The sequence below is a fragment of the Salinibacillus aidingensis genome, assembly GCF_039522525.1.
Lineage (GTDB): Bacteria > Bacillota > Bacilli > Bacillales > Alkalibacillaceae > Salinibacillus > Salinibacillus aidingensis.
The window spans coordinates 270,826-282,481 of the sequence record NZ_BAAADO010000005.1 but is presented as its reverse complement, the minus strand read 5'-3'; the positions used below and the strand labels follow the sequence as shown (position 1 = coordinate 282,481).

General features: G+C 39.9%; 12 protein-coding genes and 1 rRNA gene. 5 read left to right on the top strand and 8 right to left on the bottom strand.

The features are described 5' to 3' along the window. A 16S ribosomal RNA gene (locus tag ABD006_RS13795) occupies positions 1 to 97 on the bottom strand; the annotation flags it as partial. Positions 98 to 781: 684 nt separating this feature from the next. Beyond that, complete coding sequence (locus tag ABD006_RS13790; protein WP_343842187.1) at positions 782 to 1,642, bottom strand: nucleotidyltransferase-like protein; 861 nt, start codon at positions 1,640 to 1,642, stop codon at positions 782 to 784. Between the two features lie 126 nt (positions 1,643 to 1,768). Between ABD006_RS13790 and ABD006_RS13785 the strand changes: the two genes are divergently transcribed. Next, the gene (locus tag ABD006_RS13785) at positions 1,769 to 2,152 is read left to right on the top strand and encodes a YgzB family protein (RefSeq protein ID WP_343842184.1); all 384 of its coding nucleotides are present in this window, start codon (positions 1,769 to 1,771) and stop codon (positions 2,150 to 2,152) included. A 197-nt stretch (positions 2,153 to 2,349) separates the two neighbouring features. Here the strand turns inward: ABD006_RS13785 and perR are convergent, their stop codons facing one another. From perR to ABD006_RS13770, 3 genes are all read right to left on the bottom strand, one after another. Continuing rightward, positions 2,350 to 2,796 (bottom strand): peroxide-responsive transcriptional repressor PerR, encoded by a 447-nt coding sequence (gene perR / locus ABD006_RS13780; protein WP_044163788.1) that lies wholly within the window; start codon positions 2,794 to 2,796, stop codon positions 2,350 to 2,352. A 296-nt stretch (positions 2,797 to 3,092) separates the two neighbouring features. Further along, entirely contained in the window at positions 3,093 to 3,647 is a 555-nt protein-coding gene (locus ABD006_RS13775) for a cob(I)yrinic acid a,c-diamide adenosyltransferase (protein ID WP_343842180.1), read from the bottom strand. Positions 3,648 to 3,649: 2 nt separating this feature from the next. Then, positions 3,650 to 4,600 (bottom strand): D-2-hydroxyacid dehydrogenase, encoded by a 951-nt coding sequence (locus ABD006_RS13770; protein WP_343842221.1) that lies wholly within the window; start codon positions 4,598 to 4,600, stop codon positions 3,650 to 3,652. 215 nt (positions 4,601 to 4,815) lie between these two features. On the opposite strand from ABD006_RS13770, the gene ABD006_RS13765 reads away from it, so the two are divergent. Continuing rightward, entirely contained in the window at positions 4,816 to 5,451 is a 636-nt protein-coding gene (locus tag ABD006_RS13765) for an ArsR/SmtB family transcription factor (RefSeq protein ID WP_343842178.1), read from the top strand. An 81-nt stretch (positions 5,452 to 5,532) separates the two neighbouring features. Next, positions 5,533 to 6,819 carry an MFS transporter gene (locus tag ABD006_RS13760; protein ID WP_343842175.1) on the top strand — a complete coding sequence of 429 codons (1,287 nt, stop codon included), beginning with the start codon at positions 5,533 to 5,535 and terminating at the stop codon, positions 6,817 to 6,819. 19 nt (positions 6,820 to 6,838) lie between these two features. Here the strand turns inward: ABD006_RS13760 and ABD006_RS13755 are convergent, their stop codons facing one another. Next, entirely contained in the window at positions 6,839 to 7,330 is a 492-nt protein-coding gene (locus tag ABD006_RS13755) for a hypothetical protein (RefSeq protein WP_343842172.1), read from the bottom strand. 190 nt (positions 7,331 to 7,520) lie between these two features. Between ABD006_RS13755 and ABD006_RS13750 the strand changes: the two genes are divergently transcribed. Next, positions 7,521 to 8,486 carry an AEC family transporter gene (locus tag ABD006_RS13750; protein WP_343842169.1) on the top strand — a complete coding sequence of 322 codons (966 nt, stop codon included), beginning with the start codon at positions 7,521 to 7,523 and terminating at the stop codon, positions 8,484 to 8,486. 71 nt (positions 8,487 to 8,557) lie between these two features. Here ABD006_RS13750 and bcp read toward each other — a convergent pair whose 3' ends face one another. Both bcp and ABD006_RS13740 read right to left on the bottom strand, forming a co-directional pair. Continuing rightward, positions 8,558 to 9,025, bottom strand: coding sequence for a thioredoxin-dependent thiol peroxidase (bcp, locus tag ABD006_RS13745; RefSeq protein WP_343842167.1), 468 nt, complete (start codon positions 9,023 to 9,025; stop codon positions 8,558 to 8,560). Between the two features lie 61 nt (positions 9,026 to 9,086). Next, positions 9,087 to 9,488 carry an ion channel gene (locus ABD006_RS13740; protein WP_343842164.1) on the bottom strand — a complete coding sequence of 134 codons (402 nt, stop codon included), beginning with the start codon at positions 9,486 to 9,488 and terminating at the stop codon, positions 9,087 to 9,089. A gap of 303 nt (positions 9,489 to 9,791) precedes the next feature. Between ABD006_RS13740 and ABD006_RS13735 the strand changes: the two genes are divergently transcribed. After that, positions 9,792 to 11,633: a monovalent cation:proton antiporter family protein gene (locus tag ABD006_RS13735; protein WP_343842161.1), complete on the top strand. Its 1,842-nt coding sequence runs from the start codon at positions 9,792 to 9,794 to the stop codon at positions 11,631 to 11,633. The last annotated feature ends 23 nt before the right edge of the window (positions 11,634 to 11,656 follow it).

Genomic DNA, 11,656 nt, shown 5'->3' with positions numbered 1-11,656 from the left:
TCATCCCGAAGGAATCAACTTGTTTCACGCGCTCGACTTGCATGTATTAGGCACGCCGCCAGCGTTCGTCCTGAGCCAGGATCAAACTCTCCAATAAATGTTGTCATCGCACATAAAGTGCTCAACTATTACTGAGAAACAAGTTTTCCTGTCACTCATAAATCAATGCTATTTAAATAGCGAATTGACGTACTGGTTGTTTTGTTCAGTTTTCAAGGTTCGAAGTCCGTCGCCTTAAAGCGACTTACTTATTATATCAAGTCACCAACTGAATGTCAATAACTTTTTATTTGTTATGTGCGCTGTTCAAAGCGACAATTAATAATATAACATGGTGATTAATCAATTTCAACAATGAATTTATTTAGTAAATGTTGAAATGTTCTGTTGCCTGTGAGCAACGATATATAATGTAACATGAACAGCTACATCATTTCAAGAACAAATTATTGGCAAATCATTCACGTTTTTTATTGTCGCCTCAAGCGACGAATAATAATATACCATGGCACGAAAACATGGTCAATATGTTTTCGTGATTTTTTCGTTGAAATTTCATTCTAATTTAGATTACCTCCATCACTCCCCCTTTATCTGTAACAAGAATAACAAATAGATGGAAGTAATCATCTTGTGGCAGTCATATCATTTATATGTTCTGCTTTTTTTCAGTATAGGCAACGGTATTTAAAAAAACATTCTATTAATGGTATTTCCCGCAACAGTTATAATCTATGCATTTGTGTAGAAAAAGTGACTCCCTTTTAAAAGTCATTTACATTTATACTCGGTATTTACGATGGTAGATATTTTTCCCCTTGGTTTCTGTTTTGACAACCTGCACAATATCTCTTTCCACCAGGTAAGCCAGCAAGGCACTTAAATCCAGAGCATACGGTTTTACATCAGGATGATTTTTCAGCTCTCCTATGGACCAGGTATCCTGAGTAACCATGACATCCAATAAGTACTTGGAACAATTTTTCGCTCTGGAGTTAATCATAAACTCACTTGCCAGCAGCATAAGCTCCACCCGTTTTTCCATCGGTTCATTACTTTCTATTAACTCCTCATACAGTTTATAGATTTCCGGTTCAATCTGCTTCACCTGTTTCCAGACAGTTACCTCAGGATGAAGTCCCTTTTCAATGACAGCCAATCTCGCTAAATAATGAAGGGATCGAACCATTTGACTGAATGAATCAAGGTATTGCTTTGTTTCATATAAAGAGCGGCATTCACGATAAGAGCGGATTAACTTTGCAAACTCAATCACTTTTCTAAGATTGCGCTTTTCATCAGGAAATTCACGGAGGATTTCCTTTAAATTAGCGATATACTCATTTCGGTCATAGACAATTTTTCCAGCTAAGAGCCATTCAAGAACCTTTCGATAACCACTTGTGTCAATCCAGTCCTGTAACTGGTTTTCTTCTACAATATGCATCGCAGCGCGCCGATCCTCAAATTCATAATGTTTGACGAACCAGGATGTTTCCGATTCCCGCACTACAATAAGTAATATGATATCAAAATTATCGGTTATTGGACTGACCGGTTTTTCCTTCTCAACCATAACAATTCCCAATGTATTCGGCTGACTTGCCCTTTCCTGATATATAGGTCTCAAAAAATCTTCCATAGACGAACTCCTCCAAAATAAATGTACATAAAATATTTCGATAAAATAAAGGAAAATCCTTTTTTCAATTTCATGACTTCACGTATAATTATGCTATAGTGGAATGTGAGAAAAGGAGGAAGCTTAATGGCAGAACTTAAATATAAAAGTAAAATTAATAAAATCCGCGGATTCGCCCTTGGATTAATTTTTGCCGGAATGATTTTAATGTACATAGGTCTTTATTTTAAGGAGACCGAGTGGGTTATGGTTACCTTTATGATCCTGGGTGTCATCGGCATTGTTTTAAGTACAGTTGTTTACTTCTGGATAGGCATGCTGTCAACAAGAGCCGTCCCTGTTACCTGTCCATCCTGTGAGAAACAGACGAAAATGCTCGGGCGGGTTGATGCCTGTATGTTCTGTAAGCAGCCTTTAACATTGGACAAGAATCTTGAAGGAAAAGAATTTGATGAGCGCTACAACTCAAAAAAATACCAAAAGGAAGTCACACATAGCGAAGGCGAATGATGGGTCATAAGGAAATGCGCTGAAACTGAAGGAAAAACTTAATGATGAACACAGAAGCCATTCCGTACTGAGGAATGGCTTTATTTTGTGGATAAAGAGCAGAATTCTTTCATATATGTAAAGAAGGCGGTTTTCTTACGGTAATTCTTAAATAAAAAAAGCCGGAACCTCTGCTCAGGCCCAGCTTATTGAACACCTTAGTTACTGGCTTTGGCGACATGCTTACATTCATCGCAGGTTCCGTACACTTCCATCCGATGATGACTAATATCAAAACCCGTAATTTGTTCAGCAATGGATTCTACTTCATCTAAACGCGGATAATGAAAATCCACAATTTTTCCACACTGGTCACAAATAATGTGATAGTGATCTGAGGTGTTACAATCAAAACGACTCGAGGAATCCCCGTACGTCAGCTCACGGACCAGACCGATTTCACGGAACACACGCAGGTTGTTATAAACCGTAGCCACGCTCATATTCGGAAATTTACTTTCCAGTGCCTTATAAATGTCATCAGCTGTCGGATGTATCTCCGCTTGAATCAGGAATTCCAACACTGCATGACGTTGTGGGGTAATCCGAACGCCAGAATCTCTTAAAATATCCAGTGCCTCTTGGAGTTGATCTGACACCGTCATGCACCTCGCTTTCAACCTTAAATTTAATAGAGCCGTTATCTTTAAACATTTTATAAAGTGAAATTTCCATCAGTGGGGTTTTTCTCCATCCCCCACTGATGGTTAGTTGAACTTATCAGGTATTTACTGGCCGTTTATCCCCCATTTACTCTTGTTAGGTTACCCTCAAAACTTGAAGTGGAGGTATTATGGCCAGTTAATACGTGATAAATCGATTTATTATTACCTTATAATTCTTATAATTAGTGTACAGCCTGAAATTCAGGTTTGTCAATAAATCCGGCCCGAACAATCCATCATACGTCGGTTTTTAATGGGATTTCGGTTCCTCCGCACTTCTCATTTACATATCGGGCTGCCACAAACAGAAAATCAGATAGACGATTTAAGTAGGATATAGCCAGTCTGTGCTGATCTGAATCAATGGCTACTGCCTTTCGTTCTGCTCTTCTGGTTACAGTTCTTGCTACATGTAAGGTCGCTGATGCCTGGTGTCCGGACGGCAGAATGAAATTTTTAAGAGGCGCTAAATGCTGATCGAGTATATCGATTTCCTTTTCCAATTCATCTATATGCTCCTGCTTTAATTTCCAGGTTACTTCTTTCCCTTCCGGAGTCGCCAATTCAGCGCCTACATGAAACAGAATCGTTTGCACCCGCTGCATGAAGGACATAAATTCCTCCTGTCCTTCCCAGTTTTCCCCGTTCAAATAGCTTAATGCAAGACCAATCATGGAATTGGCTTCATCACAAGTACCATAGGCCTCCACCCGGGCGTGATTTTTTTCGACTCTTTTACCATATATGAGTGATGTGGTTCCTTTATCCCCAGATCTTGTATAAATTCTCAATGTTAATACCCCCGTTCAGGATCAATGACGTTTATATAGTCGTTTTGATCATTTAAGTATTTTTCAAGGTTTGCTTCAAAAATTTCAAAGGATCTTGGCTGATAATACCGGGAAAGCCCTGAAATGTGCGGTGTAATCGTTACATTTTCCATATACCAAAATGGATGATTCTCCGGCAGCGGTTCCTGCTCAAACACATCCAGTACGGCGTGACGAAGCTCATTCTGATTTAATGCCTCCACTAAATCATCTTCTTTAACCGCATCCCCGCGCCCCATATTTAAAAAAATCGCTTCCTTTTTCATCGCCTGAAAGTGAGGGGTCTGATAAATATGCTTCGTTCCTTCTGTGCTTGGAAGAACGGAAACAATGTAGTCAGCTGCAGACACCTTATCCAGGAGCTGATCCATAGTTCCGGTTTCATCAAAATACTCTGATGACCGGCCGCTTTTGGACAGGCCAATGGTTTTCATTCGAAAGGCTTTTGCCAGGCGTGCTACCTCCTGGCCGATCGCTCCTGTTCCAGCCACAAGCATGGTCTTCCCATACATTTCTGTCATATGTACCGTACGATCCCATTGATGTTTCTGTTCATTCTCATACAGAACCTTCGCCTGCCTTGAGACCTGCAGAAGCATGGAAAAAGCATATTCAGACATCGGAATACCATGAATCCCTTTGACATTGGTTACGAGAATAGACTTTTCTTTAATGGCATTAAACGGCATTTTATCAACGCCGGCGGATATAACCATAATCCATTTCAAATTTTTCGCCTTATAAATATGGTCATCGGTTAAGTCCTCACCATATGTAATTAAAATTTCTGCCTGGGGCAAATAGCTCTCTGCTTCTTTTATATCATCACAAAACCGAAATGTAAGAGATGGGTATGAATGCAATAACCTGTCTTGTATGCTGCGTTTTATCCGACATGTTGTCAGGATCTCCATCACGTTTTCCCCTCCTTATACTGTCTATTTTCTTCTATATATAAGCATACCCGATTTTAACTTGTATTGCATTCCCTCTACTATATATAAACGAAAAATGACCAAATTATTAAATTTTTTAATTAAAGGGCCTTGTTTTTTAAGCCATTCAAGTCTATAATTCAGTTAAGTTAATTTTACCGAGTAAAAAAATAATACGATCAAGGTGATGACCCATGGAGCAATTTAAAATCATCAACGAATACGAACAACTGAAAATCTTAGGAGATCCGTTTCGCTCGAAATTAATTATGCGTCTTATTGAAAAGCCCTACACCGGACAGCAGTTATCTGAGATCTTTGATTTGAGCCGGGCAAGAGTCCACTACCATTTGCGGGAATTGGAGAAAAACGGTTTTATTAAAATCATTAAAAAAGAAGAAAAGAACGGCATCATCCAGAAGTTTTACCAATCTGTTGCTAAAGGATTTGTATTAAGCAATGAGCTCCTCCCTCATTCCAAGGAAATCAGTGATGCTACCCGCCAGATTATGTTTGAAACGCTGGATCGTACGAAAACACGAATCTTAGCTGCGCCGGATGATGCCTTTAAGAATGAGACGGGGGAAACCAATCCTGCCAATTGGAAGTTTATGTCCACTCAATGGGAATTAAAAACAACCGAGGAGAAGTTTAAAAAGTGGGCTAAAAAGTATCGGGAAATCATGTATGAATTAGATGAAATGTCTAAGGAAGATGAAAATAATCCTGACGCCAAGCCCTATTACTTTTTGAGCATGGCCTTTCAGCTGGAGGAAGGATTTTTCAAACAATCGGGCCACCAGCAGGAACAGGATGAGGATGAAAAATAGGCCTGTTATGGCAGGTCTTCTTTTTCACCCATACGGTAAAATTATTTTTACTGAATAAATATATTTTAAGGAGTGAGAGCTATGATGTCGGTTTTACAGAATAAAAATTTTTTCAAGCTGTTCAGCGGACGAATGGCAACCAATGCCGGTGATAGTATTTATTATGTGGCAGCGATGTGGCTTGTATATGAATTAGGAGGATCTGCTTTTTATACTGGGCTTGCTGGATTTCTGACACTCATCCCACAGGTACTGCAGTTTTTGACCGGTCCTGTTATTGATCGAATCTCCATTCGGAAAGTGCTGACATTTTCACAGGGACTGCAGGCCTTTATGATTCTTTCCATTCCCATTGCCCATAGCCTTGGGGTTTTAAATGTAACGATTGTATTAATCGTTATGCCTGTCATTTCCTTATTAAATCAAATCGCTTATCCAGCCACCTCAGCATTAATTCCTGTGATTCTGCCAAAAGAACAGCTGACAAAGGGAAATTCTCTAATGTCCTTTGCTTATCAGGGGGTTGATATGGTTTTTAACGCTGTCACAGGCCTGCTGATTACCTTTTTTGGTGCGATCACCCTCTTTTGGACGGATTCTGTTATCTTTTTCATAGCGGCGCTTCTCTATTGGAGGATGACAATCGGGAAGGAGGCAACCGAAGCGAAGGAACCGGCAAAAGAGTTCTCGCTCAAACGCGAAACCCGTCAATATATGAAAGATTTAAAAGCAGGATTTCAGCTGGTTCTGGGTTCAGCCATTGTAAAATTATTCGGGGAAAATATTGTAGCCAATTTTGCACTGGGAGCAATGATGGCCATCCTTCCAGCCTATGCTGATTTTCGTGGAGGTTCCGAAGTATACGGAGCTCTGTTAGCAGCATTTTCCGCGGGAGTTCTTATCGGGTCGCTATGTGCCCCTTTATTTGAAAAAATACCCGTCGGAAAAATTACGATGATCAGCTTTCTCATTGGAGCAGGATTCTGGATCAGCTCGGTTTTCATGCCGATAAATTGGATAAGTATTGTCCTCTTTGGTATATGTTCCATTCCTATAGGGTTAACGAACGTCCTGTTTTATACCATTTTACAGGGCTGTGTTCCCCGAAAGTTTCTGGCACGTGTGTTTTCCGTTATCGCCAGCATCAGCACGTCCGCAATGCCCCTTGGTTCATTAGCAGGCGGTGCACTGGGAAGTATTTTCCCGAGCTCAGTGGTATTTTTAGGAGCTGGATTCAGTTTTCTTTTTATCTCCCTGTATATTGCAATGGTTCCTGTGCTGAGAAACCTGCCGTCGGTTAAAAAAGCCACGATAGAGGATTTTAAATTTAATCAGGAGATTCTTAATGGGGAAACGGTCTCTTCATAGAGGAGGCCGTATCGTATCACTAAGATTCTGATTGTTTCCCCTGTCCTTTTAACGAATAATTTTTATCAAACAAATACTGAAGTCCATATAGTATAAAGGCCTTATAAAAATAGTAGAAGAAAAATTGAACATGATTGATTCGTTCTAATTTGTAATACCTTAATCTCTTCGCAAAGGATGCTATCGGGAATGCAAAGATAAAATTAAAAAGGGCATTAAGAGATACAAACCATTTTAAGTTGCCATACGTCCATTTTAACACCCAGATTGAGCAAGCCAGAAATGGTCCTGCATAAAAAGGATATTCCCCGAACAAATCTGATTTCGGTTTGTTATAAAAGCGCCACCAGCCTAGTTTTTTACCATACATCCCATTGATCGTTTCAAAAAGTACAATAAGGATGGTTGCAGGAAGAAATCTTTTCAGTTGACGCTTTTCCATAAAGAGAAGCGTCATCCATGCAACGATTATCATGGCTGCATTTACAATCCGCTGCACTTTTACAGTCATCATTATTCATCCTCTACTAAAAACTTTTTTCTCTCATTAAATTTCCCCTTCCTTCTTATATATATGTAAATGTATTTTAACAATCAGGCTATAACTATTGACGTATGAAATAATGAAAACACTAGAAAATTCTGATAATATAAAACCATTGCGTATCTATCCGAACATCGATAGAAAGTGAGGTTATACTGTGAATATTATCATTAATGCAGTGATTCCGATTTTTGCTATTATCTTTTGCGGTTATCTTGCCGGTCGTTTTCGCTTAGTGTCTGTTTCAGGGGCTCAGGCCTTAAATGATTTTGTCTATTATTTTGCCTTACCCGCCCTTTTATTTTATTCTCTATCAACCACTCCCATTGAGCAGATCACCAATTGGCCGTTTATTAGTCTGAACGTCATGGTAGCGATTATTTGCTTTTTTACGGCAGCGATTTTGGCCCGGGTGTTTTTTCAGCGAAAGCTTCCCGATATATCCATATACGGAATGGCAGCATCTTACGGCAATACCGGCTTCATGGGGATCCCATTTGTAGTAGCTGCTTTTGGTCAGGAAGCAGCTGTGCCGGCCGCAATCGCAACATTTACATTCGATATCATCATTATTACCTTTGTCGTTATGTCCTTTGAAATCAGTGCTTCGATGAGAAATAGAAAGAATTCGTATATATCCTTGCCCTTTAACATTGCTAAGGCAGTTTTCCAAAATCCAATTAACGCATCCTTGTTATTAGGGATTGCTGCCTCTCTTCTACAGCTCCCGATTCCGGCTTTCATCCATGTATTCACAGATACGTTAGGGGCTGCAGCAGGGCCAACCGCACTATTTGCATTAGGTTTAGGGTTATTAAGTGAGAGGCAGGATGTCAAAGTGGAGCCGTCCACCAAAAAGGAAATGGGCGTTCTTATAGGTCTAAAATTACTATATATGCCACTCGTAATGGGTATCCTCGTTCTGTTTGTTTTCTCCATTGAAAATGAACTCTGGGCTACAGTAGCAATTCTTTTATCCGCCTTACCGATTGGAGCCCTGTTGAATGTTTTTGCGGATAAATACCGGGTCATGTCAGATTGGGCACCGATTATGATTCTTCTTTCTACCTTAATTTCTATACTTACGTTGTCAGGGGTACTCATTGTTATGGAAAATGTATAGCCCACCATGAAATATGGAATTCCGAATAAATCCAAATGAAAGGGCTGGTCCCTTTAAGACCAGCCCTTTTCTTACATTTCTTCTCTAATAAACTTCAGTGCTTCTTCCACATGGCCATCTACTTTAACTTTTCGCCATTCCTTCGCCAGATTCCCTTCTTTATCAATGACGAAGGTTGAGCGTTCAATACCCATGGATTCTTTTCCGAATGCTTTTTTCAATTTCCAAACCCCGTACTCTTCAGCAACTTTATGGTCTTCATCCGCAAGTAGCTGGAATGGGAGATCATGCTTGTCAATAAACTTTTCGTGACGGTCAACCGGATCAGGACTGATACCGAGGATCACTGCGTCCAACTCGGCAAAGCTTTCATGGTGATCACGGAAATCACACGCTTCCGTCGTACACCCGGGTGTCATGTCTTTTGGATAAAAATAAAGAACGACATTTTTTCCTCGATAGTCTGAGAGCTTTACTGTTTCCCCATTACTTGACGGCAATGCAAAATCTGGTGCTTTTTCGCCTGTATGTACAGTCATGGAAATTCCCTCCTTTTTGATTAAGGGTAACGAAAATAACGGGCGAATTCAACTTACAGGCTTATTTACGATAATCCTGAAGAACCTGGACAAAAAATGCAGCCGGCAGAACATAGCCAATCATAGATTCAAAGAGGGCTATAAACTTCCCTATCCCAATAGGGGTAATATCTCCGTATCCAATCGTCATTAACGTAACCCCACTGAAGTAGATGGCATGTCCCAGACGATCCCATTGAGAGGTCCCTCTTAAATGTCCTTCATCCAATAAAGGGATTCCCTGCTGTGACAATAAAAAATAAAAGATTCCAAACCCTGTCATGACGGTTAAATAAATCGTCACAAGGATATAAAACTGATCAAAGGAGAATCTACCCCTGATTTCATCCTTCCGTTTAAAGAAAGTATAGATGCTCGTGAACATAATATAAAAGATTAAAAATGTCGACAACCAAAATACCATAGGCATCACCTAATAAAATTTATGCATGCATATTGGGAAACATACAGCATATTTTATATCCATCTGACCCTGTTTTTTTATTGTCAGGTGGAATCCCATCTTCAGCCGCACATAATTTCGTAAAAGAAACAAAATCTAAGAGGGAAACCTACATAAAATGCCTTTAGCGCTTTAAAGGATGTGGGGACAGTCCCGGCATCCTTTTTGCTTTATTTTTCATTCGTTATATTGTATATTTAACCTTTGAAATCATAGGGAGGCTGTGCTTAACACCCTAAATTCCAATATAGAAAGGAAGGTCGTATGGAAGGACACACTTCAGTTACATCATTAATTATTGTATTAATTGCTGCATTTATAACGCCTATAATCCTGAAAAGGTTAAAATTAAATATAATCCCGGTAGTTGTTGCCGAAATTATTGTTGGTTTAATTATCGGGAAAAGTGGTTTCGACATTGTTGAACCTGACCCCTGGATTACGATTTTATCCACGTTAGGCTTTATTTTCCTAATGTTTTTAAGTGGTGTCGAAATCGACTTTTCTGTTTTTAAATCCAATAATAAGAAGAAACAGATGAACGGACAAAAACAGCCGAATTCATTTTTTGTAGCTTCTATCGTTTTCGGACTCATTTTACTGGTTTCCTACCTTATCTCTTTTGGACTGGAACTGGCAGGATTAGTGGATAATGTATTCTTTATGACACTGGTGATTTCGACCATATCTCTCGGTGTCGTTGTCCCCACTCTGAAAGAAGCCGAAATCATGAAAACCGGCATTGGCCAGATCATCCTTATCGTAGCCGTACTCGCTGACTTAGTAACGATGATTCTGTTAGCAGTATTTGTTTCCTTCCACGAAGAAGGAGGAAATACGTGGCTGCTCCTCTTATTATTTGCTGCGGGTGTACTGCTTTACTTTGGCGGAAAGTTCTTCAGAAATCGTCCATTCTTTGAATCATTATCAACTGGAACTGTCCAGATTGAGACAAGGGCCATTTTCGCATTACTAATGGTGCTGGTCGGTTTATCTGAATCACTTGGCGCAGAAAATATTTTAGGAGCGTTCCTGGCAGGTGTGCTGGTCTCCTTACTTTCTCCAAAGAAGGAAATCGTTGAGCAGCTGGATTCCTTTGGATATGGATTCCTCATTCCGATTTTCTTTGTAATGGTTGGGGTTGACCTTGATATATGGGCCTTATTCCAGGATAAAACTGTCATATTACTCATTCCGCTATTGTTAATCGGGTTATTAGCGTCCAAATTACTGCCGGCTTTAGTCCTGAAACGCTGGTATGACTGGAAAACGGTTCTTGGTTCCGGCTTTATTTTAACGTCAACTTTATCCCTGGTTGTAGCGGCAGCTGAAATCGGTCAGCGTATTGGTGTGATTAACAATACGATGGCATCTGCGCTAATTCTGCTTGCAGTCATTGCCTGCATCATTACACCGATCTTGTTTAAAAAGGTCTTTCCATTCAAAGAGGTCAAAAGTACCAGAAAAACGGTCAAAGTTGTTGGAGCCAATCAACTGACACTGCCATTAACGAATGAATTGGACAAAAATGAATTTGAAGTATGCCTGTTCCATACAAAGAAAAGTGAAAACATAGATTCAGAAGTGGATCGATCCAGATTCAGAGTTATTGGTATAAATGATTTTTCCCTTGAAGAGATGGAAAAGAACGACATTTTCAATACGGACGTTTTAGTTATTTCAACAAATAATGATGAGCGAAACTATGAAATAGCCAAGCACGCTCAGGAGCTGGGAAATGATCATATTGTTACCCGAATTGAATCCCCGGCGCTGAGTAAGCAACTGAAAGAATATAATATAAACGTCTTTTCATCCTTCTTCTCTACTAAAGCAATGATGAAGGCGATGGTCCAATCCCCTCACGTAGCCGATATCTTTACAACGGCAGAGGAAGGACTCATCGAAATCGAAATGCATAACCGGGACTATCATCAGGTGGAATTACGCCGCTTCCCATTCTTGGGTGATGCGATTATTGTACGAATTTATCGTGATAATGAATCCATCATCCCGCATGGGGATACCGAGGTTAAGTTTGGTGACCGCTTAATCGTAACCGGAAGTGACGAAAGCATACAAGAACTCCGGGATATGCTCGGGTAAATATAAAGGATGTGGGGACTGTC